The sequence below is a fragment of the Hyphococcus luteus genome (assembly GCF_002943565.1).
In the GTDB taxonomy this organism is placed as follows: domain Bacteria; phylum Pseudomonadota; class Alphaproteobacteria; order Caulobacterales; family Parvularculaceae; genus Hyphococcus; species Hyphococcus luteus.
The window spans coordinates 127,160-153,791 of sequence record NZ_PJCH01000006.1; the positions used below are offsets into that span (position 1 = coordinate 127,160).

Here is a 26,632-nt window from a genome sequence, read left to right on the forward strand (position 1 = left end):
GACGATGGGCCTATATGCATTTCGCGCCCCTTCCCACATCTTTACTACATTTGCATGCCTCATTGCAGCAATTGCTCCACCGGCCTGTGCGCAAATTCCCTCCGCCAAACAGCAGATTCTCCTTGACCGAATGGAGATCAACGAACTGATTACCGGCCTTTACGAGAATGTGGAGACAGCGAGCTCGACAAACTATGCCGATTATTACCTTGAAGACGCCGTCCTTGAGATAAACGGAACAGAATATCGGGGCCGCGCGGCCATTTTCGACTACCAGGACGCCGTCGCCAAAACGAGCCCGCGCCTTAAAGGGTCGTTTCATATGCTTCTGAACAACCTGTCGATTGATGTAATGGGGGATACGGCGACGGCGAAACTCTATTTCACGGGGGTGCTGGCCGAAACAGTTACAGGCCCGCCGCGCCTGTTCAAGCATGGACGTGAATACGACCTCCTTGTGCGGAGAACAGACGGCGAATGGCGCATTAAGAGACGCGTTATCGTCAGCGACGCTTCAGCCGATAGTGACTTCGAAGGAATTGAACGGCCTGGCGAAGACTATAACATCCTCGATAGCGAAAAAGCAGCGCAATAAGAAGAGCTTACGCGACCTCGTCGACGCGCACGCCTTTCGTTTCTCGTGTTGCGAAAAACCATATCGCCGAGACGAGAACGCCAAGCGCGCCGAATAAGGCGAAGACTGGATTGACCGACCCTGTCTTCGCAATAAGCCCGCCGACCATAAGGGGCGTCAGCATCGATGCTGTGCGCGCCGATGAACTGCAGATGCCGAGCGCCAAAGCCCGCACCCGCGTTGGAAACACTTCAGCCGAATAGGGCCACAGGATAATCGTGCCGATGCCGATGCCGGTATGTCCAAGGACGACCAAGGTCACCAGCAACGGCACATTCGATTCCACCAACATCAAACTCAGCAGCACAAGACCGCCGGCCAGCGTTCCCGCAATCGCGAGGGGCCTGCGTCCAACCTTGTCCATAACCACGCCTAGAAGCATCGGAATAAACAGCACCAGAACCATAGATATCGCACTGAAACGCAGAGCTTGCGGAACCGGAATATGAAATTCGCTCACATAGATCGAAGGAACCCAATTGACGAGTCCGTAGTTTACAAGAGAAGTAAGGAACCAGAGCGAAACCATAACGCCGAGCGGGGCCCGCACGCCGCTGGAAAAGATCTCGCTCAGCCGCGCTTTCTGCGCTTCGCTTTGAAGCGGCGCCTCATCGAGCGCTCCGTGGTCGCACAGTTTCGAATCGCGCGGCCCGCCCAGTTGCAGAATTGCTCTCACCGCTGCCTCGAAGCGCCCCATGCGGGCAAGCCAGCGCGGCGACTCCGGCAACAGCGCCAGGCTGAACGGCAGAACGAGCAGCGGCGCAGCGCCGAGGAGGAACATCATCCGCCAGCCGAAGTGTTCGATAATGAAAGAACTCGACACGGCCGCCGCGCCATAGCCGCTGATCATCAGAAACTGAAAGACGGAAAAAAACCGTCCGCGCGTTTGTGTTGGGGCGATTTCATTTATATAGCTCGCGCAAACCGGAACGGCGCCGCCAATCGCAAGTCCTTGTATGAAGCGTAATGCCGCCAGTTGTTGGGGTGAGTGCGTCAATGCGCAAGCGAGACTGAAAACGCACATGATCGCAACAGCGATGCTATAGACCGGCTTGCGTCCCCAGCGCTCGGCAAAGGCCCCCAATACGAGCGCCCCGACAAGCTGGCCCGCATAGCCGCTGGACATCAGCCATCCCATGGCTACGGGATCGAGATTCCATTCCTGAGACAGGGTTGGCATGACAAAGGCGATCATCACGCCGTCCCAGGAGTCGAACAGCATCAGCAAACCCAGCAGCACTGGAGCCAGCTTGCGCCTGTTCCAAGCGCCAGGCGCATCCAGCAAACCGCCGATCTCTATTTGTTTTCCCTGATATGCCTCAGACATTGTCTTCCCGCATTCTCACGGCTTTGCGCCGGCGCCACAAAGCCTGTCCTGCGGCGCAACTCACCGGGCGGCCAAACACCGCGAAAACAGGAACGCCTCATGCCTAAAAAGCGAATCTATGGCTGCCGCCGTCCACAGCGATGACCTCGCCCGTAATATATCTGGCGATCGGCGATGCAAGAAACGTAACCATCACGGCAAGATCCTGGGGCTCTCCAAAATAGCCCACAGGAATGTTGCGATTACAATATTCCTCCCGCGCTTCTTTTGTCGGGAATATCTTATCGATTTGCTCACTGATGATTACGCCCGGCCCCACCGTATTGACGGTGATTCCGTCCCTTGCGACTTCATGGGACAAGCTTTTTGAATAGACGGTGCGGGCGGCGTTCATAACGCTCGCAGAATTGATAATGCTCTGCACTTCGAAAGTGCCGCCGATATTGATAATGCGACCGAACTTGCGGGCGCGCATTTCCGGCAGCAAAGCTTCGGCCAGTTGGCGCGGCGCAATCACGCGCAACGCATAAGCGTGTTGCCAACGGTCCTCGGCGCCCCCGACGCCCAACACTTCCGACGTGCCGGCATTGTTGACCAAAATATCTATATGACCGAACCGATCGAGCGCCTCCGCCGCAATCGCCTTGCCCGCATCGGGGGCGGTCAGATCATGAACCATTATTTCCGGTTCGAATTCGGCGAATTCCGCCAGACGTCCGGCCGCCTCGCGCAAAACCTGCTCGCGCCTGCCGAGAATTACAACACGGGCGCCTTCCTGAATGAGCGCCTCTGCAATGCCGTAACCGATGCCAGTGCCGCCGCCCGTGATCAAGGCGGTCTTGCCCTCTAATTGTAGATCCACAGCTTAATCCTTTTACTCTTTGCGCGAGAGCCCTGTTTTTATTGGAACCTTAGGTTAATCAGCCGCGCTGCGCCACATCCTCAAAGCCCCTGCGCGTGAAACGGGCGATACTCTCCGGTGGCTTGGCAGCCGGCGTGTTCAACCACAGCCTCAACAGAAGACGCCACTGCGAGGGATCCTCGTAATCTTCATACGCTGTACGCGCGTGAAGCACGGAATAATTATTGACGATTTGAATATCGCCCGGCTGCAGGTCCATATCCAGACGGAAATCGGGCGTCATGATGAGTTCGTCTATAAGCGCAAGCGCCTCACGCTCGTGTATTGACGGCTCCTGGCCCCTTTTCTCAAAAGCGCCATCAATGCCTCTCCGGCCGTAAAAACAGCTCAGCCGCCCCTCTTGGCGTGCGAATATAGGAACGGTGTAGGGCGTTGTGCTCTTGGGGTCCGCCCCTTCTCCCCGATAATCGAGATGAAATCCGCGATACATAATAGGCAGCAAATCGGGACGACGCTTGAGGAACTCATTGTAAACGGCCGTCATGTTCACAATCGAACTCGCCCCGCCTGACTTTGCCTTACGGACGCAAAGCAATCCGACCATGTCCGCAAGATCATTGTGCGGCTCTTGATGGCGACGGTCCTGATATCCGCGAACATTCGGATTTGACGGATCAAGGTCGTGAAACGTCACATGGGTAAGCAAATCGCCATTTGCATTCTGACCAAGCCCGGTTCCGAGATAGGCGCCAATCCCCCAATAGATCATTTCAAGATCTTCAATGTCGTATTCATCAACACGAATCCCGCGGATCAGCGCAAACCCTTTTCCGGCCGTAACATCGTGACGCACTTCCGCCAGCTTTCCCTGAAGACCAGGGAGCGGAAACTCTTCGGCGCCAAATTCGCCAAGGCTTAATCCGCGACGCTTTACGCCGTCCAGAGCCTGATCGAGCTCTTTCAAGTCTTTATCATTCAGCTCAAACATCAAATCCCCGCCATGGAAATCCGCTGCCGTCCACAGCGATGGCCCCGTCACCGGAGCGTCAAGCATCTCTTCCACCATGTCACTCTTCTCGCAGCGCATACGCCGATCCCGACGTTTGGAATCGTCTTTTCAAGCGCTTGCCACATGGGATTGACTGGCGAGAAATAGTCATTGGCGACAGGGCCATCGCAACAAGAGATAGGCAAGGCGCGCCGCCGCCTTCTAGGCGTCCGACCAGTTCGCAGGGAGCGATCGGGCGCCGCTTTTGCCGGCGGCGTCCGCGCCTGAGGCGGGCCTTGTACGGCGCTCGAAAAAGGGTAACGTTGCATACAAATGTTGAATATGCCGCGCCCCAGAATCGATTTGCTTCAGCTGCACTATTTCGTGGCGGTGGTGGATGCGGGAAGCATCACCAAAGCCTCTCGCATATGCAATATCGCCCAGCCGGCGCTCAGCAAACGCATATCCAGTCTGGAGGTGGAGCTGGGCGTGCAGCTTCTCCATCGGGGAGCCTTCGGCGTTCAGGCCACCGAAGAAGGAATGGTGCTTTATCAGGCGTCACAGCGCGTCCTGCGGGAAATGTCGGCCATCCCCCAAGCTGTGCGGTCATCCGCGGAGAATCCCGCCGGCGATGTTCGGCTTGGCTGTCAGGACAGCCTCACGCGCCTGATTTCCAGGCCTTTGGCGAAAGAAACCATGCAGCTTTTCCCCAATATTCGGCTTGCCGCAAGCGCCGGGCAAAGCATGGAATTATACCGGGCCCTGAGCGAAGGCATGCTTGATCTCGCACTCATCGTTTACGATGAAAGCATACATAATGTTGCGGTGCAGCTAGTGCTGGAGGAAGAGCTTTTCGTAGTTGCGGCCCCCTCTGTGTTCAGCGAGCGCGACGACGAAATTCCACTCGATGAACTGGTCCGCATCCCGTTCGTGTTTCCAAGCAGCACGACCTTCGCCAGCGGTCAGATGGTGGTGAACCTCCTTGGCGAATACGGCGATCAGATCGATATTGTGGCCATGGTGGATGGCGAAGCGCTCAAAGCGCTGATCGCCGATGGGCTGGGATGCTGCGTCCTTCCCTGGTCTTTCGTCCAGCCGGAAATAGAAAGCGGCCAGATCGATTTCAGGCGGATCAAAGGCGTCCCCCTGCTGCGCAGAATCGCGCTGTGCAGCTCGAACGACCGGCCGCAGTCGGCCGCTGCGAGCGCAGTCGCAAGACTGATCGAAAAACTGATCGGAACAGCCCTGAACGATGGGTCATGGCAGCATGCCAAGCTAGTCGAGACCTCGGGTTCGGCCGCATAAATGGGGCATGCTTGCCGAGCATGGCCCTATCGCGACTTGGTACTTTGCGGGCGCGGGCGCGAGTGCAAGGCAGGTTCCTCAAAGCATTGAAAACAAGAAATATATGGTGGCGGGGAAAATGGACACACGGAAGGCCAATTCAAAAAAGGACATGCGCCGAAGCTGCGCCGTCACAGGTCGCGCCCGCAAAACGAAACGGCGGAATGCGCTCGCTGGCGCTCGAACATCATTGATCGCCGGAGAGACCGGACAAAGAGTTTTCATCCATAAGCGGTCCTGCGATGCGTAATATCACAGTAGAAGAAACGGGCGCGGCGCCGAGCGCTGGCCCCTCGGAAGCCGACACGGCCGAAACCCCTATTCACCGTGCGGTCATGGGAGCCTGCGCCGGCGCCGTCATGGAATATTATGACTTCAGCATTTACGCGACGCTCGCGATCTACCTGTCGATGAACTTCTTTCCGCCAGAAAATCCCACAGTCGCCGTCTTGCTGGCTGTATCCTCCATGGGGGTCGCGTTTATTTTCCGTCCGCTGGGCGGGATCGTTTTCGGCGCGCTCGGTGATCGGCTGGGGCGCCGCAAGATATTCCTCGCAACGCTTTTCCTGATGAGCTTTGCGACGATCGGAGTCGGCCTTTTGCCGGGTTATGCAACGCTCGGACTCGCCGCGCCGGTCATTCTTGTCATCTTGCGCATAGGACAAGGCCTGGCTGTCGGAGGGGAATACGCCGCGGCCTCGACCTATGTCGTCGAACACTCTCCGCCGCACAAGCGCGGATATTACAGCGGATGGCTTGCTTCCATGGCGAGCACGGCGATGGTGATGGCGCTGCTGGCGGTTTCCCTGACACAGGCGATCATGGATGCCGACAGCTTTGAACGCTGGGGCTGGCGCATTCCATTCCTGTTCGCCATCATTTTGCTGGCCGTATCGCTTGTGCTGCGAAGCAAACTTCGCGAATCGCCGGTTTTCAAGAATCTCGCGAAGAAGGGGAAAATGGCTCCGGCGCCCTTGCGGCAGGTGCTTGGGGATTGGACTTCAATCAAGTCCATACTGGTGGTGGCGGCGGGCGTCTGTTCGCCGCAGATTACGTCTGGCGTTACGGGCTCCATGTTGGCGCTGTATTTTCTGCAAACCAAGACCGCCGCCGACCCGGCCATGTCAAACCTGCTCATCGCCGCCGGGTGTCTCACCGCGATCCCGATGACAGTCATCGCCGGCGCTTTATCGGACCGGTTCGGAAGACAAAAAATTCTGGTCGCCGGCATGGCCATAGGCGTGTTGACCTATATTCCGCTCTTTTACGCCCTGCTCACAACGTATGAAAGCCAGATCGCGAGCTTGCTGATCATCATCGGCCTGCAGATCCCCACATCGCTGATTGTCGGCGCCGCGTTCTCGACGGTTCCGGAAATTTTCCCGGCGGCGCAACGCATGACATCTGTCGCCTTCGCATTTTCAATCGGCGGAATCGTCGGCGGCCTCGCCCCCGCCGTCTCTCTTGCGCTCACCGATAAGGGCGGCGTCCTTTTGGGCGCAAGCTGGCCGGTCGCCGTTTTACTGGCCGGCATGATCGTAAATCTCTTATGGGTTCCAAACCGAACGGGCGCATCCATCGATTGACACAGGCCATGTTCAACCTCCGACTCAATAATCGCCTCCTTGAGCGCCGCATGATTTTCCGTCTCGCCGCACTGGCGCTCGCGTTTTCTCCGTATGGCGCCGCGGCCGAGCCTCCGGGCGCTCCAACCGTAAAGACGGAAGCGGGTCTGATAGAAGGAACCGCCGCTTCAAAACCTGGAGTGAGCCTTTTTGGCTCCATTCCCTATGCCGCGCCGCCGGTCGGGCCGCTGCGCTGGCGCCCGCCGCAAGCCGCGCCCCGCTGGGACGATCGAACGCTGGCCGCCGACCGCCTGCCCCCGGCCTGCCCGCAAGTTCCCACACATGAAGACAGCATCGCTTACGCCTTTCCTCACGAACAAAGCGAGGACTGCCTCTATCTGAACATCTGGACCGGCGATCTTTCGAGCTCTGCGCGCCGTCCTGTGATGGTCTGGCTTTATGGCGGCGGCTTCATGCAGGGCTCAAGCGCCGCGCCCGCCTATGACGGCGCCGCACTTGCGCAACGCGGCGTTGTTTTCGTGAGCGTTAATTACAGGATCGGCGCGCTGGGCTTCATGGCGCATCCTGAACTTTCCGCGGAATCGGCGCACAAGGCTTCCGGCAATTACGGCATCCTCGATCAGATCGCCGCGCTGGACTGGGTGAGGCGCAATATCGCCGCATTCGGCGGCGATCCCGGCAATGTGACGGTGATCGGGCAGTCGGCCGGGTCCATGTCTTTAAACCTTCTGACCGCTTCGCCGCTGGCGACCGGCCTGTTTCACAAAGGGATCGGCGAAACCGGCGCAGTCATGGGCATGCTTTCTTCGAAGCCGCTCCGGGAAGCCGAAGCCAAAGGCGTCGCCCTTGCAGACAAGCTGGGCGCCCGTTCCATAAAAGAACTGCGCGCGATGGATGCCGCCACAATCGTTCAGGCGGCGGGCGCCGCGCCCGGCGCTTTCGAGCCGAATATCGACGGATGGGTCTTGCCGGCCAGCTCGGCCTCAATTTACCGAAATGCGAAACAAAACGACGTGCCTTTGCTGATCGGCTCCAACCGGGATGAGAACCAGACGGATCCGACCGTCACCGCCGAAAGCTATTTTTCAATGCTGACCGCATTCTTCGGGGAACAACGCGACGACCTCTTAGAGCTCTACCCGGCCGTCTCCAACGATGAGGCCCGCGCCTCGTCACGCCGTCTGTTCACAATCGCCATGGCCCAATATCCTATGAACCTCTGGGCCAGATTGCAGAATTCGACCGGAACGGCGCCTGTCTATGTCTACCGCTTCACCCGGCCTTCCCCTGTCCCTCCGAACCGCTATCTCGAACAGCGCGCAACGCCCGACCTCGGCGCTTGGCACGGCTCCGAGATTGTCTACGCCCTCGACAATCTCTCCGTTCGCGATTGGCCATGGCAGGCAGCAGACCGCCGGTTTTCGGATATGATGGCGTCTTACTGGGTGAATTTCGCCAAGACCGGCGACCCCAACGGAGCAAGCCTTCCAACATGGCCTGCGTTTTCCTCCGATACTTCCATGGTTATGGAGCTTGGCGAAAATATCGGACCGATACGCGAACCAAATCTCGCAACGTTTAAAATTCTCGACAGGCGCTATTCCATAAAGCCGTAAAGCGTTAGAGCCGCACGATCGGATTCGCCAGCGATCCGACGCCGTCTATATCCGTCCGCAAGATATCTCCCGCACGCAACGGAATGCGCTTGCCGCCGAGCGGCGGCGGAGAGCCTGTCAATATGATGTCGTTTTCCTGCAGCCCGAAGGCGCAACTTATGTCTGCAACCAGTTCTGAAACGCCGACCACCATGTCGGCGGTGTTCCCTTCGATTTCGAGATCATCGCCAATGCGCTGCTCAAGCCTGAATGCCGGCGGAAACGATGCGGCGTCGATAGTTTCAATCCAGGGCCCTGTGGGGCAAAATCCCGGGAATCCTTTCCCTCTCGCCTGTTGAAGCAATAGGGCGTGCTTATGACTCTCGCCGAGCAAAATTTCCGGCGCCGTCACGTCATTGGCGGTCATAAACCCGAATATATGCTCGACAGCCTGAGAAGGCGCTATCCGATGGCCCGGCTTGCCGATCACAATCGCCAGCTCGACCTCGCCGATCACGCTGGGCGCTTCGGGCGGTAAAATAATCGGGTCGAAGGGACCGGCGATCGACGATTTCGGCTTCAGAAAAAGCACCGGAGACGATGTCTCGAGATCGCCGCCGCCAAACCGGGGGTAATTGGCGCCGATGCCGACGATCTTGGGCGGGTCCGCGATCGGAGCGAGAAGACGGACATCTGAGAGTTTATCCGTCGCCATATTTTCATCAACATAGCGCGCAACCGGTCCCCGGCGGTTAGCCCAGTCCGCGATGACGTCCTCCAATGTCAGCTCGCCAATCAATGGTTCAAGTGAGACAATCGCATCTCCGCGCACAACGCCGAACGAGATCTGTCCATTGAATTCATAGCGGACAAATTTCATTTATTTCCCAATCTCATATCCGGCTCTCAACGAACCCGGCGACCATCGGATCTTGCGCAATTGATAATCTTTCACCCTAATACCGCCATCATAGGAGTCTCTTATAGCCGCATCTTCATTTGGTATATCGGTCTCCTGTGACGGGATTTCATAGACATGCTAGCCAGTAAAAGAGTGCAGAACGACCGTCGCTATGGCTGCAAACGCCCATTTTGGCCGAGAGCGCCGCTAATTGTGGAAATATTTGGAGGCATCGATGAATAGCTCGGATCGGTCTAAGCTCGAAAACCGAAACAAAGGCCAGGGGGCGAATTCCCAGAGTTCCAAAGTCGATTTCAAATACAAGGAAGACAGAGGCGGCGCGAGCGCCGACAATCCGGCGGAGACCGCCGCGATCGCCAATCATGTTGCGCGACGCCGCTTTGAGGACATCCCCGGGGAAGACGTTGCAAAAGCCAAGCTGAGAGTTCTTGACCTTGTCGGCTGCGCGATCGGCGGCGTAAACGGAGAGGGAAACGATGCGCTGGTGCGCAGCCTTGACCTTGCCGGCTCGGCGCCCCGGGCGTCGGTCATCGGTTTTGGCGCGAGGCTTTCCAGCGGCGATGCCGCATTAGCGAATGCGGTCATCTCCCGGTCATATGATTTTGAAGTCATGACGGTCGTCGTCGACGGCGCCGTTATTGGCTCGCACAACTCCCCGACCACCTGCATGACCGCTCTCGCCCTGGCGGACGAGCATGCTTTGTCGGGGCGGGACTTTCTCGCCGCACTCATTATTGGCGACGATATCGCGGCGCGGACCCTGGCGGCGTCGGGGCTCGACCTCGGCGCAGGATGGGACGCCTCGTCGATCTTCACCGCCGTCCCGGCGGCGGCGATCGCGGCGAAACTGATGCGCCTTGACGCCCGGCAAACGCGCGACGCTATGGGGCATGCGGTGGATATGATTTCCGGGACCACCCAGTCTGTCTGGGACGGCGTTCAATCCTGGAAACTGGTTGGCGGGCTGGCGGCCAAAAACGGAATCTTCGCCGCCCAGCTGGCGTCTACGGGCGCATGGCCGGCCATGGGCGATGCGCTTCTCGCACCCTATGGCTTTTTCGGACAGTTCACGACGGGCTGCATAAACCCTTCGATCCTTACCAAAGGACTTGGCGAAACCTATTACGGCGAGGAATATTTTAAACCCTATCCCTCCTGCGCCGCGACCCAGGCCATACATGAATGCGCCCTCGATGCATGCGGCGAAAAGCAATTCGCTCCCGATGAGATAGAAGCGATCAGCGTGCGCATGCCCGCTTTCATTCTCGGCACGGCTTTGGCTTTGCCTTTTGCGCCGGCGCGTGACGATCATACGCGCGCAAATTTCAGCATCCGTTACCAGATCGCCAGCGCCGTCCTGCGCGGTCCCATAAAACAGGAACATTACTCCGAATCGGCAATTCATTCTCCAGATGTTGCCGCCATGCTGCAAAAGATTGAGCTCCTTCCCGCTGCGGAAGAAAGCAAGGAATTGGAAGTCACCATCCGATTGAACACCGGTCAGAAAAATTCCGCAATGCATTCCGGCGTTCCATGGCGCCATCCCTCGCGCTCGCCGTTTACCGCCAATGATGTGCAAGACAAATTTCATCAACAGGCAGCGTTCACCGGAAGGACGCCGAAAACAACAGCGCAAGAAATCGTGGAACGCATAATGGCGCTGGAAGAAGAAAAAGATATGTCGGCCTTTGCAGAATTCGTGGCGAGATCCGCCCTCCCGCCGCAAGCCGCAAAGTAACTCCCGATAGAGCGCCATATAGAACGAAACAAAAGCGAATCCCAAGCGCCGCTCTTCAAAAGAAAAGCGGCCTTAGCGGCCGCCTTTTAAAACGCCGCGCCTTGTCTTTTGGACAAGGCGCGGCTGCCTTGCGTCAGGAGATAAACCGGTTGCGGCTAAAAGTTCTTACGGACCTTGATGAAAAACTCTCTCGGTCTGGCAACCACTTTGGAGGCCGTGCCGTTGATATTCAGAAGGTCAAAGGCGTTTGTGTAGTAATGTTTGTCCGCGATATTGGTGACGCCTAAAATAGCTGTCCAGCCCTCATCTGCGGTGCGGAACGCGATGTTGGCGTTTGCAGTCGTTCTGCCTTCGATAAAGTTTGACGGAGCATTAACTGCGTCAGTATAAATACTGCTTTGATATTCGGCATAAAACTGCGGCGTTATCGTTGCGCCGCTCGACAGCGCAAATTCATAAGAGGCGTTTACGGACCATTGCCACTCGGGCGTAAATGGCGATACGAAATCGGACGATATGCCTGAAGCTGTAGCGTTCGGATCAAGGCTCTTATATTCAAAATCCAGATAGCTGATTGAACCTTGAAGGGTGAGCCCCGGCGCCGGTTCGACTGTCGTTTCCGCCTCAACGCCTTTGATATCCGCCTTGCCTGCATTAAACGGCACCGCCGAAAGCGGGAACCAGCCCGGGTCGGTTGGCCCGCCGGGATAACCGTTTGTATCGATCAGAATGATGTCATCATACTTGTTGAAGAACGCGGCCACATTGAGCCGCACCGCCCCGTCCGCGAAGTCGCTTTTGAAACCAACTTCGTATGCATTGACCTGCTCTGACGAGAACGGCACGACCTGCGTAGGTATGAAGGGACGCGGGTTAATGCCCCCGCCCTTATAGCCCGTGGAGAACTGGGCATAAGCCATCAATCCATCCGAAAAACGATAATCAAGGCCCACGCGATAATCGACAGAATCTCCGGTATAAGTTCCGCCAACCCCTTCGAGAACGCCGACGACATCCGCAGGCAGCCCGGTATCCGGATTAATCCGGGAGAACATATAGGTCTTTTTATCGTCAGTGTAACGAATGCCGCCGATAAGACTCATCTCGGAAACCGGGTGAAGGATTGCATGCGCAAAAACCGACTTACTGTTGTTGCTGACGGGGTCGTCCTGTAACCAGTTAAGGGCAGGAAACGAGTAGACCCTGCCGGCGACATTGCCCAGGCTGTCAAAGTAAAATCCGCCTAATGTCCACTCGACCAACCCCTCGCCGAACTCGCCATTGAGCCGCAGTTCTTGCGTTACCTGATGATAGGGCGTCGTGTTATAGGTCAGCAATTCGCCTGTGGGGCCGCCGTCCAGGTCGACTGTCGAAACCGCTTCAATATTTTCATAGCCAGTAATCGACGTGATTTTCAGATTGTCGCTGATTTCCCAATCGATCTGACCGCCGATTGATTCCATATGCGTGGTCATCAACGGCTCTGTCGAAAAACCCGGAATGGATGTGTAGGTGCCGTAATAAGTATAGTCGCGATTTGGAAGAAACCGCGGGTCCAGCGCTGCGAACTGTTCAAGCCCCGGACTTTCCGAGTCATCGCGAACGATCGAAGCGAAGATATTGACTTCCAGATCCTCATGCGGCGTCAACCGAAGCGCGCCGCGCAATCCCCAGGACTTCACGCCGCCCAAGGTGCCGATTTTACATCCATCGGGCGTCACCTGATTCGGAAATGTATCAGAAGGCAGCACTTCGGAAGGCCGGTCGCAGCGAAAATCCAGCCGCTTAACATGACCGTCGCGGCGCTTGGAGAATGCGGACATCCGGAAGAAGGCGTTATCGGTTATTTTAACATCATAGGCCCCGCGGACCTCGATGCGATCGTAGCTGCCATAGGTCGCGGAAATATAGCCTGAATTATCGCCTTCGGGCTTGCGCGAAAAAAGCTTGATAGCGCCGCCAATGGAGTTCTTGCCGGCGAGCGTGCCCTGCGGCCCGCGAAGAATTTCAACACGGTCAAGGTCGAGAAGGTCGAACAGCGATCCGACCATGACGCCGTGATATATATCGTCAATATACATCCCAACGCCTGGTTCGAGCGCAAAGTTCGGATCATATTGGCCAACGCCCCGGATGTACGCCGCAACACCGTTAAAGCTCGCCGCAGCCTTCGATATCGTCACGTTTGGCGCTGCGGCGGCGATATCGGAAATATCACTCAGCGCCTTGGTCTCGATTTCTTCGCCGGTCACCGCAGTAATGGCGATGGGCGTGTCCTGGAGGCTCTGCTCTCTAAACTGGGCGGTGACGACGATTTCATCGGCCGCAAACGCCGCGCCCGTAAGCGACAATGCTGCAACTGAGGACGCAGCCATCAGCATGCGACAGATTTTTTGACGATCTCTAAATAAGACGGCGGTAGTCATTGGGCCCCTCCCTGCCATGTGCTTTTTATCACTTAAGCGAACAGCGCCCGGCAATCCTTCTTTGAGACCGTAACGGACGCTCTTAACCATTTACTCCTGACACGCCGGACAGGAACCGACACAACCGGACATTACCGACCGCGACGCACAACGATCCAATATATCAGCTTGCCAGCTTCATCGAACCGTTGTGGCCGCAAAATGTCATGGCTTCACAGAATAAAGGGAATAGCGAATGAAATGGGGGCTATAGCGGAAGGAGATGACCTCGCCACGGCCATAGGGCAGCGAAGGAAAGTCTGCTGGCGAGGCGCAGGCCCATAGCCCGCTTAGACTCAAGAAAGCAAGCATGGCGCCATTCTCAGATAGCGAAGTCGATTTCGGCCGCGGCCTCCTTCGGCAAACTTTGAGGCCCTCAATCGGTGATCGCGACTACGCTATGAATGAGATGGCGGCAGCCGGCATTCGACAATCCGGCAATATTTATCCGGCCGTTACTCGGCATATAAATTGCGTGTTCCTCTCTCAATTTTTTGGTTTGCGCGGGCGTAATCGGAAGAAGCGAGAACATTCCTTTCTGCTCACGGATAAAGCCCCAGTTCAGTCCGTTTTCTTCCGCGAGCTCTGCCAGTTGAGCCCGGCATCCATTAAGCTTTTCGCACATACGCTTCAGTTCGGCCCGCCACAATGCTTCAAGTTCGTGGTCCGAGAGAATTTTCGCGACAACCGCGCCCCCATGATCAGGCGGCATCGAATAGCTTGTTCGCGCCAGATTAAGAGCGTTTGAGAGGGCTGCGGAAACATTACGCTTACTGCCGCCCGAAAAATAAAGAGCGCCTGTCCTTTCACGATAAAGGCCGAAACTTTTAGAACAGGACACGGCTACGACAGCTTCATCGACCAATTCCGTCAATAACCGCAGTCCTGCAAGATCGTTATCTAGCGCTTCTCCGAGGCCGGCATAGGCGACGTCGATAAATGGAATGCTCCCTCTTTTTTTGAGATGATCCGAAAGCATTCTCCACTGCTCTAAAGACAAATCCGAACCGCTGGGATTATGGCAGCACCCATGAAGCAATACTGCGTCGGAGGGGCCGATACCGGACAATTTGGCGATCATGTCGTCCCATAACACGCCCGTCTCGCCCGTCTTATAATATGGATATCGCCGGACCTTGAGCCCGGCCGCCTCAAATATCGGCGCATGAATCGGCCAGGTCGGCTCGCTCACCCATATCTCGCGAATGCCGGACGCGCCCAGCACCTCCGCTCCAAGCCTGAGCGCAGCAACGCAACCGGCTGTCTGTAATCCGGCAATCCGATCCCGTCGCCGAATCCAAAGATCGTTCGAGAAAATGCGTTCGCCTAACGGATTTATGAACTCCGCCCTGCCTCGAGGCGACAGATAGGCTTTGCTAACCTGCTCTTCATGGATCCTGCGCTCTGCAAGACGAACGGCCTCCATGACGGGGGTTATGCCGTCATCATTGACATAAACGCCAACCCCGAGATTCAATTTTTCACTGCGCGGGTCTGAGGAAATAAGCTCGTTCAGGCCCAGGATCGGGTCGTCCGGAAGCTGCTCTAGCCGATCGAAGACGGCCACCGTCACACCATCCGGCTGGCGATACGGTCACGGGTTTCCCGGACGGCGCTGACCAAATCGCCTGAATTCGCAATGTCCTTCAACAACCTGGCGACACGGTCCTCAATCGGACTGTCCATGTCGTCCCAGACGAGACATTCTTCATGATCGGGAGGGCCCTGGGCGATTGTTCGGGCGGCGACATAAAGCGGCTGGGTGGCGGTCGAAAGGACGCCGGTCGCATCGTAGGTCGACCCTGCAGCCTTCGAACGCAGCTCCACCGCCTGCACGGCGAACACCAATGCGCAGGCCAGGAAGTGTTCGCACAACTCGATGGAGTCGCGGGCAAGGTTTGACGCATTCATCGCCTGACTGTTGATGTTCTGATTAAATTGCTCCGCGTGAGTGGGATACAAGTCAGCCATCGAACGGGCATTGAACTGCACAAGAGGCGCGATTGAATTGCACTGCACCTGAAGAGATTTCAGGCCGATATTTAACCCATGCTCTTGGTTTCCAACCAGCGAGGCCGCCAATCCCTGATTAAATTCAGGCGTCACAAGCATGGCGATTTGCACATCCAGATGTTTGATAAGCATGGCAAGGTGCAACCGCAAATCATCCATCGCGACCGCGGTATATTGCGCCAGGAAATTTCCGGTGTGATAGATTTCACCCGTATCGGGATCGATCAGAGGGTTGTCATTTGCTGTGTTGGCTTCAGTCGTTATCTGTTTTGCCGCATTCGCCAAACCATCGATGATCGGGCCAGTATATTGCGGCAAACAGCGCATAGAATAGCGGTCCTGAATAAGCTTGCCCTTCCGGTGGCCGCGATTGCCGACGGCTTCTCCGCGGATAAGCTTGCTGTCTTTCAGCAGCGTCCGAAATTCGGCCGCGACAAAGACCTGACCGGGATGGGGCTTTACGTGATGAATAGTCGGGTGAAAGCTATGATCCGTCGCTAATAGCGCCTGAAACAGCAAAGCCTGGACGCCAAAGGCAAGCGCCGTCACGTTGCATGCGCGATCGAGATTATTGGCGGCCACGCCTGTAGACGCCGTCGTGCCGTTGTTGAGCGCCAGTCCCTCTTTCGGAAGAAGCTTGAGCGGCTTCATGCCGAGACGTTCGAGGGCGGAAATACAATCAATATCCTCCCCGTCAAAATCGACCATAAAGGCAGGGCCGAGCCCCACGACCGACGCGCCGATATAGGATAGCGGCACCAAATCCCCGCTTGCGCCGATCGACCCTCTTTTGAAAGTGTGCGGGGACACGTTGTTATTGAGGAATGTCAGATATCGTTCGATGAGTTCGCGCCGAACTGCGGAATAGCCTTTGGCAAGCGTGTTGGCCCGTAAAAGCATTGCGGCCCGAACATCCTCGCGCGCAAGCCTTGGCCCGGTTGCGGTCTTATGATGCCACAAGGCGATATGCTGCAGTTCCGACATTCTCTCAGGCGGAACCGACTGATCGGCCATGCCGCCATAAAGCGTTGAAACGCCATAGATCGGCTCACCCGCTTTTATCGCTTCTTCAAGTCGCAAACATGACGCCTCAATGCGCGCCGTGACGGCCGGGTCATCGGCAAGTTCAACGCGCTCGCCTTGAACGACTTTGGAAATTTGCTCGAGCGATAAGCCATCGCCGCTAATTTTGATCATTGTTTTTTCCCTCTCAGCGAAAAGCAGCGATTAATGCTTGCCTTGGCGCATATCCTAAGAGGGCAGAATACAATATATTTCAGGTCATTTTCTGCTTTTATATACTAAATGGACAAGTTATGGGTCATTTAATATAAAATTAGTCGCCATTTTGGAGATTTTATGACCCTGAATAAGTCGGATCGAAAAATCCTGGAATTGCTCCAGATAGACGGCCGGATGACAAATGTGTCGTTGGCGGAGGAGATTGGCGTAGCGCCGAGCCCATGCCTTCGAAAAGTTAAGCAGCTTGAAGAGACAGGCGTCATTGAGCGCTACACAGCCATGCTTGACGCATCGAAAATAGGCATTGGCGCTGTTGCGTTTGTTGAAGTCAAAGTGCCTCGGGTCACCGGAAAGGATTTTACTCCGCAATTCAGGAAGGCTGTGCTCGCCAACCCCTGGATTGTGGAATGTTTCATTACTGCGGGACAATTTGATTTCCTGTTGCGTGTCGTCGCAAAGGACATGCACCACTATTCGGAGATCGCCCAGGAATACATCCTCAGGCTCCCTGGCGTTCAGGACATGAGAACGACTTTTGTCATGGAGACAATCAAGAAGAGCGCCCCTCTTCCGATTCTTTAAGGGATGCCGGGTTCGGACGCGGCCGCCCAAAAAGAACGCGGCCGCCCGAAAACGGGCGGCCGCTATTTTCCGAGATCAAGGAAGGGAAATCTCAGAAATCGTAGCTCAGTTCCACGAACCAGTTGCGGGGCCGGGCGTAGATGTTTTCTGCGTAGCCCGTCGACGTCGACAGCGACGCGTTGCCCGCCACCGGGTAAAGCTCGTCGGTTGCGTTGTTCAGGCCGACGACAAGCGCCCATCCGGCGTCGGGCTGCGCGAGCTTGATCGACGTATTGAGCACGACCGTCGTATCATTTTGCGCCACCTCGACCGTGTTCGCGGCGTCGAAGAACTGCGAACCGGTGATGGCGAGGTTGACGCGCGGAGACAGCTCCAGTTCGCTAGTCGGACGCAGCGTGTAGGATGCGCCGATGTGACCGGTCCAGGACGGCGTGAAGGGCAAGGAATTGTCGGGACCGACTGTCGCTGTGGTCAGCGGCACCGAAATGATGTCCTTGAACTTGTCACGCAGGTGCCCCACGCTGCCGTCGACAATGAAGTCGCGGTTCGGCGCATAGGTGAATTCCGCTTCGAAGCCGGAAATCGTCGCCGTGCCCGCATTAAAGAGGAGCGGCACGATGCCAAGGCGGTAGATCAACTGGATATCGTCATACTTGGTGCGGAAGCCCGACGCATTGAGCCGGAAGACGCCGCCGAAATCCGATTTGAAACCAACCTCGTAAGTATTCGCCGTTTCTTCGTCGAAAGAGATCGGCTGGTTGTTTTCAATGCCTATCGAAAGATCGACTGTCGGCGCATTGTACCGTTCGTTGAAGCCGCCGCTCTTGAACCCCTGGGACCAGCTGAAATAGGTCAGGAAATTGTCACTCCAGCGATATTGCAGCGAGGCCGAGCCGATCACCGACGAGAAGTCTTCGGTATATTTGTCGGGGAAGATAAACAGCGAGCCGCCTTCTGTGGTTACAGTGCTCGGCAGCATCGTCGGCATGAAATCGATCGGCTGCACGCCGGCGTTGTATATCGTCGCCTGCATGGACTTTTCTTCATCCGTGTAACGGATGCCGCCGCTGACGCCCAGCCGGTCGGTGACGTCCCATGTCCATTGCGTGAAGAAAGCGAAGCTCTTGGTGCCGAGATCAACGAGCTGCACGTCGAGCACGCCGGGACCGCCCGCCAGCACCGGCGCAATCGGCGGCGAGAACAGGACGCGCGTAAAGTCGTCGGTGTTTTCGTCAAAGTAATAGCCGCCGACGACGCCGCTTACCGATCCGAAATCGAACAGCGCCTGCAATTCCTCGCTGAACTGTTTGCTTTCGCTTTCAAGATTGGTGGTGAGAATGTTGAACGGCGTATTGTCTGCGTCGCGCAGGCCTTTCCATTCGAGAGTGCGGTAGGAGGTGATCGACTTCAGGGTTAAAACATCGCTGACATCCCAGCTCGCATGCCCCGAAACGCCCCAGCTTTCGAGCGTGCTCGTCACCGGCGCATTGCCGCCATTGGTGAATTCGCCCTGGTTATAGAAATCGTTGGCGCAACGCGGATCGTCGATATTCGGCACCGGCAAAGGCGGCGGGAACACCGCGCCCGGACAGCCGGCCCCCACGCTGACCGCGATCGGGAAAACGGCCGAGGTATTGATGTCGGTGAAGACGAAGGGCGAGCCGTTCTCGTCCTCATGCGCGTAATCGCCTTTGAGAATAAGGGAGAAATCCGATGTCGGCTCCCAGCGGATTTTCGCATTGAGATTGTAGGTATTGTCGTCGCCCAGATCGAGACCGTCCACCGAACGGGTGACGTACCCGTCCCGCTTTTTAAGCCCGCCGGATATGCGGGCCCCGAGCGTATCCGAAATCGGAAGATCGAGACCGCCGAAAACCTGAATGAGATCGTCCGTGCCGGTGCGCGCTTTCAGCTCGCCGCCGAACTCGTCGCCGGGGTCCTTCGTCGTCAACAAAACAGCGCCGCCGATCGTGTTGCGGCCGAAGAGCGTGCCCTGCGGCCCGCGCAAGACCTGGACATTGGCGATGTCGCGAAACTCCATGGCGCCGCCGACGGCCCGTCCGAGATAGACGTCGTCCATGTAAATGCCGACGCCCGGATCGACTGCAGAGGTCGCGTCCGTCTGGCCGATGCCGCGGATAAAGACCTGCGCCGCGGAGTTATTGCCGGTCAGCGGGCCGTAACTCGTGAACTGCAGGTTCGGCGTAATCATGTCGAGGTCTTCAGTGCCCTCGATCTGCTGACGTTCAAGAGACTCTTCGGAAAACGCCGAAATCGAAACCGGCGTATCCTGGAGATTTTCCTCCCGGCGGCGCGCCGTAACCGTGATTGTGTCGACATTCGACGCCGCGGTTCCCCCGTCTTCCTGGGCGCTTGCCCCTTGTGGCAGGAACGCCGATGCGGCCAGAGCCGACACGGTGACCAGAAATGATGATTTTTTTGACACGCTTTGATCCTCCTGCGTTTTGTCCTTCGCGAACGAAACGATGATCGCCCCTCGTTCGTTAACCGATCCGCGCAACCCGGTGCCGGCAAGCAGGGCCGGAAGCGCGTCTTCAAGCGTCAGTTCGCCTTTGATGGCGTTGGCCTCAAGAGACCTGACGCGGTCGTAGGGAAACAAAATCGGGGCGCCCGCCTGTTCTGCGAGCATGTTCAACGCCACAGCAGCGTTGGTTTTTTCAATGTCGAAGCGGTGTAGCGTTTCCTGCTGGCGCGATTCATCACGCGCCAACGCCGCCGGCGGCTGGACCACCGAAGCAAAAACGACCAAAGCTGCAAAGCCGCTGTCTCTTATGCCCCTCAAATGCGTTTCCTACCTTGACCCGGACTCGCCGTCTCGCGCAACGATTGCCTGGCCCATAATGTTAGAGCGCCTGCAAACAAAAAACCGCCACTCGGATGCCGGATTTTTTGGTGTTTTTTTCAGCGCCTATTTCGCCGCCGCCAAAATGACCTGCTCCTCCCCTTTCCATTCGTGTTCCACGCCGAACGACTGATGCAGGATGTCCAACATGGTGTTGACGTCGCCGGTTTGGAAATAACCGCCAATTCTGAGATTCTGGAGAGTCGGATCCTCAATGACGATGGTGACGGTCGTATACCGGCTGATTTCGTCAACGACTTCCGACAATGGCTGGCCGTTAAAGCGCAAATAGCCGTCGCGCCAGGCAAGCTTGCGGTCCAGCTCTTCCGTATCGAGGCTATCTACAGACTCCACGCGCTCGTCGAAAGACGCCTGGTGTCCCGCTTCGAGCGTGGCCAGCGGATAGGGCGAAGGCTCCACATTCTCTTCGCGCTTCAGATTCGAGAGGACAACCCGGCCGGATGTAACCGTCACGTCAACGACGTTTTCCCGCTTTCTGACAGCGAAGGAGGTGCCGACGGCCCGCACGGCGCCGTCGCCGGCGTAAACCACAAACGGGCGCTTGGCGTTGTGGGCGACGTCGAACCAGGCCTCGCCCTCAAGCAGGCGAACCGACCTTTCTTCTGGCGAATAATCGACCTCAAGAGAGCTGCCCGTATTGAGCCGCACAATTGTGCCGTCCTCGAGATGCATTTCTTTCTGCTCGCCGACCGCGGACGCATAGACGGCTTTGTCCGGCGCCGCAGAAAAACCAAACGGATCGGCCGCAACGAAGAATACGCCGAAGACGACCATGAACAACGATGCGGCGGCGGCCAGCGACGCCCGCACGGGATAAAGGCGCGCCAAAGCCGGCATCAGGCCCGCCGGTTTTTCGGCGTCATCCGCCTCAGCGACAGCCAGAACTTTTTCAAGACGCGCGTCAATGACCGTATCGAGACCGGACCACACCCGCGCCATGCGGATCAGCGTCTCACGGTGTTCCGGGCTGCGGTTGAGCCATTCGCGGAATGCGGCCATGTCAGCCGGAGACAAATCTCCTCCGTCGAGCTGAGCAAGCCAGGCCGCGGCGATAGCGTCCACTGTCTGCCTGTCCACGATTTTGATGACTGAAGTCATGACTTTACTCGTTCATGATTTTTGTCGGCAGCGGCGCAGAAGCCGGCGCGACGCCGCTTTGCTCCTTGCCGCGAAATTCATTGAGACGGTGATCCTGGTGGCAGCGCACCATGGCGCGGGCCAGATATTTCTCAATCGTGCTGATGGAAATCCCCATCGTCGCGGAAATCTCCTTGTGAGAAAACCCAAACACTTTGCGCAGAACGAACACCCGGCGGCATTGGGGCGGCAAATCGGCGACAACATCCGTCAGCGTCCTGAAATGCTCCCGCGCCTCGAAAGCCTCGTCCAGTGGGGCGATGTCGGCGGCGGGTTCGTTTCCGGTTTCAATCGCCTCATCTATCGACTCAGCAACCCTCGCGGCTTGCCGCTTCAACTCGCGAAACGCCGTGTGGCGCGCCACGGCGTAAAGATAAAACTTGGGCGACCGGATGCTCTCCGCATCTTCTAGGCGATGCACGCTGACGAAGGTGTCCTGCAGAATATCTTCAACATCCTCCGGCCGGATCGCAAGGCGCGCAATATAACGGCGCAGGCTTTCGCGATAGCGCATGAACGCGCTGGCGAGCGCGCCCTGCCCGGTACGCGGATTTTCATTCCTGTCACTCACGTCACAGCGTCTCGCAATTGCCGGCGCGGCTCGTGCGGGCCCTTTAAAAACGCACTTGGGCGAAACACGCCCTCTTCATAGTAAGAGGCGAAATCGCAAAGAATCCGCCTATTCCGACCGAAAATTCCCAGTCTTTGTTTCCGGCGGCGCCTGAAAGAACCCGGTCGGCATAGATATTATACAATAATAACAATACTATAAAGGCAATCCCACATAATTTTCCGCGATCGCCCGGCGGGCGGTTTCCGAAGTCGCGACATAATCAAGCTCGGCAATCTGGATGCGCCGGTCAAAGGGGCCGTCCTCCGGGAACCGGTGCATGAGCATGGTGAGCTGCCATGAAAAACGCTCCGACTTCCAGACCCGGGCAAGCGCCTTGTCCGAATAAGCGGCGAGCGCGTCGCCATCGTTCTTTTCAAACCAGGCGATCAGCGCCTGGGACAGATAGCGCACATCCGAAGCGGCGAGGTTCAAGCCCTTGGCGCCCGTAGGCGGGACAATATGCGCCGCGTCGCCGGCCAGAAACAAAGAGCCGTGCCGCATGGGCTCGAATACATAAGAGCGCAATGGCGCGATGGATTTTTCGAGCGCCGGTCCGCGCGTCACATTCGCGGCGCCTTCCGGAGGCAGACGCCGGCACAACTCATCCCACAGTTTCTCGTCCGGCCAGTCCTCTAATTTATCGCTAAGCGGGACCTGAATATAATAACGACTGCGGGTCATCGACCGCATGGAGGCAAGCGCAAAACCGTTTTCGTGATTGGCGTAAATCAGCTCGTGATTGCAAGGCGGCACATCCGATAAGATTCCGAGCCAGCCAAAAGGGTAAACCTTTTCAAACCCTTTTCCCACCGCCTCAGGGATCGCCTTGCGTGATGGGCCGTGAAATCCGTCGCAACCGGCGATAAACCGCGCATCGACGCGATGTTCGGCGCCGTCTTTCCTGTAAGTCACATAAGGCGCGTCGCTTTCAAAATCATGGAGCGCAACGTCGTCAGCTTCCCAGACGATCTCGAGCCCGCGCGACGGCGCCGCATCGATCAGGTCTTTTGTCACTTCGGTCTGGCCATAGACCATGACCTGTTTGCCGGTGAGCGCCTTTATGTCGATGCGGATAAGGCGCTCCCCATCGGCGAGATTAAACCCGTCATGAGGAAGACCTTCGGCGCGCATCCGCTCCGCAATATCGAGGTCTTCGAGAATGTCCGTCGTGACGGTTTCGAGAACGCCGGCGCGAATGCGCGAAAGAACATGCTCGGAGGACTGACGTTCGATAATGACCGCATCCACGCCCGCCTGGCGCAAGAGATGGCCGAGCATCAATCCCGACGGTCCCGATCCGATGATGGCGACCTGCGTTCTCATATATCCTCCCGCATGCGGCCGCGCCTGTCGCGGCGCTTCTAAGTTTGCATATTATGGTCGACAAACCTGACTATAAATGGACATTCCAGCCCTTTGATTGTACTTTTCAGTCATGCTTGCGGAAAACCGTCGCTCCAACGCCCTTGGCGCCGGCCAGGCGCCGGAGACCTTCGCCCTTTATGGCGAGGCGCCGGGGCAAACCGGCCTTGAACATATTCATATCGAGGACATCAAAGCGCGCGCGCGGCTTTACGACTGGACCATCACGCCTCACGCCCACGCCGATTTGTGGCAGTTCATTCATATTGAAAAAGGCCGCGCCGAAGCGACGGTCGAAAACGGCTACATGCGTCTTGGCGATCACAGCGTCCTGTCCATTCCGAACGGCGTCGTGCACGGTTTTGAGTTCGAAACAGACACGATCGGCTGGGTGCTGTCGATCGAAACCAGGCTGCTTGAAACGCAGACATTTGCGCAGGCGAGAAAGCTTCTCGTGCGCAATGGTTTTCATGTGACAAAGCTGGACCTGAAGCCGCCCCATAGCGAAGAGAGCGGCGTTTTTTTCAGACGCCTTCACGATGAATTCGCCCATATGCGCCAGGCGCGCAGCGCCATGCTGGACAGTTTGACAAATGCTCTGTTGATCTTGCTCATGCGCGAGGCGCGACAGGGAAAAAGCGATGATGCAGACGCTTCCCAGGCGACGGGCCTGCTCGCCGCCTATCGCGATCTCATCAATCAACGCTTCCGCGAACATTTGAGCGTCGTTGCCTACGCCAGCGCCCTCGGCGTCAGCCAGTCCCGTCTGGCGCGCGCCTGCCGGCGTCTCGCCGGCCAGTCCCCCGCGGCGCTTATCAATGCCCGGCTTTTACTGGAAGCACAGCGCAATCTCCATTTCACGGAGGCGAGCGCCGCACAGATTGCGATCGACCTCGGCTTTCAGGACCCAGCTTATTTCTCACGCTTTTTCAAACGCATGACGGGTCTTACCCCGCGCGAATACCGGGAGAAGAGCCGCAAAAAACAAGGCCGTTAGGAAGGTTTCTCCTGCCGCGCCATGTCGCGCAGCACGTTTTTTAAAACTTTGCCGGCGCCGTTGCGCGGCAATTCAGCGATGCGCGAATAATGTTTCGGCAATTTGTAACGCGCGACCTTATCGTTCAGGGCGGCGCGGATGTCGTCGTGAGAAAGATCGACATTCTCATGCCCGGCCCAAAAGAGATGTCCCGCTTCGCCCCACTTCTCGTGCGGCACGCCGACCATGGCGCACTCCTTCACCTGGGAAATCTCTGCGACGACAGCTTCGATCTCAGCCGGATAGACGTTTTCGCCTCCCGAGATAAACATATCCTTGCGGCGGTCGACGAGCCAATGAAAACCTTCCTCATTAACGCGCGCGATGTCGCCGGTCTTGAACCAGCCGTCTTCATCGAACGCGTCTTTCGTCTCTTGCTCTCGCCGCCAGTATCCCGCAGCGATATTGTCGCCCTTGAGCAAAAGCTCGCCCGGCTCCCCAGTCGCAACGTCCTTGCCATCCGCATCGACAATACGCGACTGGACGCGCGGCGTCGCAAGCCCCGCCGAACCGGCATAACGGTCAATGATTTTCCGATCGACAGGCATGCCGAACACCGTGCCGGCCTCGCTCATGCCGAAACCGTCGACAATCGAAATCCCGTCCTTCAGCCATGCGCGGATATTCGCTGCCGGATGCGGCGCGCCGCCAGTAAAAATCGCGGTCAGGCCGCGCAGTTTCTCCGGATCGTAACTGGGGTCGTTGCGCAGCATAGACGCCATTTGCGGCACGCAGAAATAATGCGTCGCCTTAAGCGCCGGATCGGCGAGCCGCTCCAGCGTGCGGTCCGGAATGAACGCGTCGGAAATCAACAAGGACCCGCCGCGCAACAGAACGGGCCGTACATTGGTGACAAGACCGATTATGTGGAACATCGGCGAGTCGCACAAAAAGACGCTGCGTTCGGTCACTTCACCGAGCATCGAAAAATTAATGGCGGTCTCGGCGAGATTGCGTTCGCTAAGGAGCGCGCCTTTAGGCCGACCTGACGTGCCGGAAGTGAAGAGAATAAGCGACGGCTTTTCTCTATCGATCGGCGCCGGCGCACGCGGCTTCGCCTTTTCAATTTCCTCGGCGAGGGCGTCCATGCCTATGCTGACGCCGCCGAACGAAACCGAGTCAAACTCCTTTTCGAAAATAAACAGCGCCGGATCCGCATCTTCAAGGAGGCCGTTAATTTCCTCGACGGCCAGCCGCCAGTTCAAGGGGACGTAGATAGCCCCGAGCCGGGCGCAGGCGAGATGGAGCATGACAAGCTCCGCCCGGTTTTTCGACAACGCGGCGACGCGCGCGCCAACGCCCACGCCGCGCGCAGCAAGCGCGCCGGCGCATCTGGCGACCGCAATATCGAGCTCCCCATAGGTCCAGCGCCGTCCGGAAGCCAGATCGGCCACCGCGAGCTTGCCGGGGCGCAACCTCGCCTGCAATCCCAGATCGTCCGCGCAGACCGACATGATAGCACCTTCTTACCTATTCAGCCTTACTTTTTCTGTTTCGACAGATCATAGGCGCCAAGGCCGGGCTTGTAGGTTTTGTCGTCAAGGAACTGCCGCATGCCTTCCTTGCGCGCTTCATTGTCGAAGAAATTGAGCGCCTCCTGCGCGCGGATCAGGTAATCCTCGGCATTCTCGTAGGTCATCTCGCCGACCCGGCGCATCGCGTCCTTGGTGGCTTTCAGCGCCCAGGGGTTCTTCTCGAGCAGCTTGTTGGCGACTTCGCCGACGCGCGCTTTCAGCTTGTCCGCCGGCAGCGCTTCATTGACGAGCCCCGCCTCCTCGGCTTCCCTGCCGGTGAGGTTCTCGCCCAGCATGGCGTGATACATCGCCTTGCGGAAGGGCATCAGAACCTGCGCCACCTTGGTCGCGCCGCCGCCGGGCAGAATGCCCCAGTTGATTTCGGAAAGGCCGAACTGGGCGTCTTCCGAGGCGTAAGCGAGGTCGCAGGCGAAGAGCGGGCCGTAGCCGCCGCCGAAACACCAGCCGTTGACCATGGCGATGGTCGGCTTTTGGTACCATCTGAGCCGCTTCCACCAGGCATAGGCTTCGCGCTGCGCATGCCGCGTGCCCTGAAGACCGAGCGCTTCGGTTTCCCGGAAATATTCTTTCAGGTCCATGCCCGCCGACCACGCCGTCCCCTCGCCGGTCAGCACCAGAACGCCCACATTGTCGTCGAATTCGAGCTTTTCGATCACCCGCAGCATCTGCCGGTTCAGCTTCGGGCTCATGCAGTTGCGCTTCTCAGGGCGATTGAATTTCACCCACGCCACTCGGTCCACAATCTCGTAGGATACCGTTTCTTCTTC

20 protein-coding genes are annotated in these 26,632 nt (G+C 57.4%); 7 read left to right on the plus strand and 13 right to left on the minus strand.

Annotated features, from left to right (window positions below; genetic code table 11):
- Positions 1–4 precede the first annotated feature (4 nt).
- A complete protein-coding gene (locus tag CW354_RS11330; RefSeq protein ID WP_104830198.1) occupies positions 5–595 on the plus strand; it encodes a nuclear transport factor 2 family protein in 591 nt (196 codons plus the stop codon).
- A 7-nt stretch (positions 596–602) separates the two neighbouring features.
- Here CW354_RS11330 and CW354_RS11335 read toward each other — a convergent pair whose 3' ends face one another.
- The 3 genes from CW354_RS11335 to CW354_RS11345 form a co-directional block, all read right to left on the minus strand.
- Entirely contained in the window at positions 603–1,961 is a 1,359-nt protein-coding gene (locus CW354_RS11335) for an MFS transporter (RefSeq protein WP_104830199.1), read from the minus strand.
- Positions 1,962–2,064: 103 nt separating this feature from the next.
- Entirely contained in the window at positions 2,065–2,823 is a 759-nt protein-coding gene (locus CW354_RS11340; protein ID WP_104830200.1) for an SDR family NAD(P)-dependent oxidoreductase, read from the minus strand.
- 58 nt (positions 2,824–2,881) lie between these two features.
- Complete coding sequence (locus tag CW354_RS11345) at positions 2,882–3,889, minus strand: TauD/TfdA family dioxygenase (RefSeq protein WP_165793668.1); 1,008 nt, start codon at positions 3,887–3,889, stop codon at positions 2,882–2,884.
- A 255-nt stretch (positions 3,890–4,144) separates the two neighbouring features.
- Here CW354_RS11345 and CW354_RS11350 point away from each other — a divergent pair, with 255 nt between their 5' ends.
- The 3 genes from CW354_RS11350 to CW354_RS11365 all read left to right on the plus strand — a co-directional run bounded on the left by CW354_RS11350 (position 4,145) and on the right by CW354_RS11365 (position 8,357).
- Complete coding sequence (locus CW354_RS11350) at positions 4,145–5,116, plus strand: LysR family transcriptional regulator (protein ID WP_104830202.1); 972 nt, start codon at positions 4,145–4,147, stop codon at positions 5,114–5,116.
- A gap of 281 nt (positions 5,117–5,397) precedes the next feature.
- Entirely contained in the window at positions 5,398–6,741 is a 1,344-nt protein-coding gene (locus CW354_RS11360; RefSeq protein ID WP_104830204.1) for an MFS transporter, read from the plus strand.
- A 50-nt stretch (positions 6,742–6,791) separates the two neighbouring features.
- Positions 6,792–8,357, plus strand: coding sequence for a carboxylesterase/lipase family protein (locus CW354_RS11365; RefSeq protein WP_279303127.1), 1,566 nt, complete (start codon positions 6,792–6,794; stop codon positions 8,355–8,357).
- Positions 8,358–8,361: 4 nt separating this feature from the next.
- Here the strand turns inward: CW354_RS11365 and CW354_RS11370 are convergent, their stop codons facing one another.
- Positions 8,362–9,216 carry a fumarylacetoacetate hydrolase family protein gene (locus CW354_RS11370; protein ID WP_104830206.1) on the minus strand — a complete coding sequence of 285 codons (855 nt, stop codon included), beginning with the start codon at positions 9,214–9,216 and terminating at the stop codon, positions 8,362–8,364.
- 256 nt (positions 9,217–9,472) lie between these two features.
- Here CW354_RS11370 and CW354_RS11375 point away from each other — a divergent pair, with 256 nt between their 5' ends.
- Complete coding sequence (locus tag CW354_RS11375) at positions 9,473–10,996, plus strand: MmgE/PrpD family protein (RefSeq protein ID WP_104830207.1); 1,524 nt, start codon at positions 9,473–9,475, stop codon at positions 10,994–10,996.
- Between the two features lie 155 nt (positions 10,997–11,151).
- Here the strand turns inward: CW354_RS11375 and CW354_RS11380 are convergent, their stop codons facing one another.
- From CW354_RS11380 to CW354_RS11390, 3 genes are all read right to left on the minus strand, one after another.
- Complete coding sequence (locus tag CW354_RS11380; protein WP_165793670.1) at positions 11,152–13,422, minus strand: TonB-dependent receptor; 2,271 nt, start codon at positions 13,420–13,422, stop codon at positions 11,152–11,154.
- A gap of 415 nt (positions 13,423–13,837) precedes the next feature.
- Positions 13,838–15,028, minus strand: a complete 1,191-nt coding sequence (locus tag CW354_RS11385; protein WP_165793671.1) for an aromatic amino acid transaminase — start codon at positions 15,026–15,028, stop codon at positions 13,838–13,840.
- A 2-nt stretch (positions 15,029–15,030) separates the two neighbouring features.
- Positions 15,031–16,671: an HAL/PAL/TAL family ammonia-lyase gene (locus tag CW354_RS11390; RefSeq protein ID WP_104830210.1), complete on the minus strand. Its 1,641-nt coding sequence runs from the start codon at positions 16,669–16,671 to the stop codon at positions 15,031–15,033.
- Between the two features lie 162 nt (positions 16,672–16,833).
- On the opposite strand from CW354_RS11390, the gene CW354_RS11395 reads away from it, so the two are divergent.
- Positions 16,834–17,298, plus strand: a complete 465-nt coding sequence (locus CW354_RS11395; RefSeq protein WP_104830211.1) for an Lrp/AsnC family transcriptional regulator — start codon at positions 16,834–16,836, stop codon at positions 17,296–17,298.
- A 91-nt stretch (positions 17,299–17,389) separates the two neighbouring features.
- Here CW354_RS11395 and CW354_RS11400 read toward each other — a convergent pair whose 3' ends face one another.
- The 4 genes from CW354_RS11400 to pobA all read right to left on the minus strand — a co-directional run bounded on the left by CW354_RS11400 (position 17,390) and on the right by pobA (position 23,255).
- Positions 17,390–20,101: a TonB-dependent receptor gene (locus CW354_RS11400; RefSeq protein WP_207764772.1), complete on the minus strand. Its 2,712-nt coding sequence runs from the start codon at positions 20,099–20,101 to the stop codon at positions 17,390–17,392.
- A gap of 126 nt (positions 20,102–20,227) precedes the next feature.
- A complete protein-coding gene (locus CW354_RS11405; protein WP_104830212.1) occupies positions 20,228–21,280 on the minus strand; it encodes a FecR family protein in 1,053 nt (350 codons plus the stop codon).
- A 4-nt stretch (positions 21,281–21,284) separates the two neighbouring features.
- Positions 21,285–21,890, minus strand: a complete 606-nt coding sequence (locus CW354_RS11410) for an RNA polymerase sigma factor (RefSeq protein WP_104830213.1) — start codon at positions 21,888–21,890, stop codon at positions 21,285–21,287.
- 195 nt (positions 21,891–22,085) lie between these two features.
- Positions 22,086–23,255, minus strand: a complete 1,170-nt coding sequence (gene pobA / locus CW354_RS11415; RefSeq protein WP_104830214.1) for a 4-hydroxybenzoate 3-monooxygenase — start codon at positions 23,253–23,255, stop codon at positions 22,086–22,088.
- A gap of 112 nt (positions 23,256–23,367) precedes the next feature.
- On the opposite strand from pobA, the gene CW354_RS11420 reads away from it, so the two are divergent.
- Positions 23,368–24,291, plus strand: a complete 924-nt coding sequence (locus CW354_RS11420) for a helix-turn-helix domain-containing protein (RefSeq protein ID WP_104830215.1) — start codon at positions 23,368–23,370, stop codon at positions 24,289–24,291.
- Here the strand turns inward: CW354_RS11420 and CW354_RS11425 are convergent.
- Both CW354_RS11425 and CW354_RS11430 read right to left on the minus strand, forming a co-directional pair.
- Entirely contained in the window at positions 24,288–25,784 is a 1,497-nt protein-coding gene (locus CW354_RS11425) for an AMP-binding protein (RefSeq protein WP_104830216.1), read from the minus strand. The two genes, CW354_RS11420 and CW354_RS11425, sit on opposite strands and share 4 nt — an antisense overlap.
- A gap of 26 nt (positions 25,785–25,810) precedes the next feature.
- Positions 25,811–26,632: p-hydroxycinnamoyl CoA hydratase/lyase (locus tag CW354_RS11430; RefSeq protein ID WP_243396374.1), on the minus strand; the 822-nt coding region annotated here is incomplete at its 5' end.

What these genes read in the sequence shown, in the direction of transcription:
- CW354_RS11330 (WP_104830198.1), top strand. Translation starts at nt 5, where the DNA reads ATGGGCCTATATGCATTTCGCGCCCCTTCCCACATCTTTACTACATTT.
- CW354_RS11335 (WP_104830199.1), bottom strand. Translation starts at nt 1,961, where the DNA reads ATGTCTGAGGCATATCAGGGAAAACAAATAGAGATCGGCGGTTTGCTG.
- CW354_RS11345 (WP_165793668.1), bottom strand. Translation starts at nt 3,889, where the DNA reads ATGGTGGAAGAGATGCTTGACGCTCCGGTGACGGGGCCATCGCTGTGG.
- CW354_RS11350 (WP_104830202.1), top strand. Translation starts at nt 4,145, where the DNA reads ATGTTGAATATGCCGCGCCCCAGAATCGATTTGCTTCAGCTGCACTAT.
- CW354_RS11360 (WP_104830204.1), top strand. Translation starts at nt 5,398, where the DNA reads ATGCGTAATATCACAGTAGAAGAAACGGGCGCGGCGCCGAGCGCTGGC.
- CW354_RS11365 (WP_279303127.1), top strand. Translation starts at nt 6,792, where the DNA reads ATGATTTTCCGTCTCGCCGCACTGGCGCTCGCGTTTTCTCCGTATGGC.
- CW354_RS11370 (WP_104830206.1), bottom strand. Translation starts at nt 9,216, where the DNA reads ATGAAATTTGTCCGCTATGAATTCAATGGACAGATCTCGTTCGGCGTT.
- CW354_RS11375 (WP_104830207.1), top strand. Translation starts at nt 9,473, where the DNA reads ATGAATAGCTCGGATCGGTCTAAGCTCGAAAACCGAAACAAAGGCCAG.
- CW354_RS11380 (WP_165793670.1), bottom strand. Translation starts at nt 13,422, where the DNA reads ATGACTACCGCCGTCTTATTTAGAGATCGTCAAAAAATCTGTCGCATG.
- CW354_RS11390 (WP_104830210.1), bottom strand. Translation starts at nt 16,671, where the DNA reads ATGATCAAAATTAGCGGCGATGGCTTATCGCTCGAGCAAATTTCCAAA.
- CW354_RS11395 (WP_104830211.1), top strand. Translation starts at nt 16,834, where the DNA reads ATGACCCTGAATAAGTCGGATCGAAAAATCCTGGAATTGCTCCAGATA.
- CW354_RS11405 (WP_104830212.1), bottom strand. Translation starts at nt 21,280, where the DNA reads ATGACTTCAGTCATCAAAATCGTGGACAGGCAGACAGTGGACGCTATC.
- pobA (WP_104830214.1), bottom strand. Translation starts at nt 23,255, where the DNA reads ATGAGAACGCAGGTCGCCATCATCGGATCGGGACCGTCGGGATTGATG.
- CW354_RS11420 (WP_104830215.1), top strand. Translation starts at nt 23,368, where the DNA reads ATGCTTGCGGAAAACCGTCGCTCCAACGCCCTTGGCGCCGGCCAGGCG.
- CW354_RS11425 (WP_104830216.1), bottom strand. Translation starts at nt 25,784, where the DNA reads ATGTCGGTCTGCGCGGACGATCTGGGATTGCAGGCGAGGTTGCGCCCC.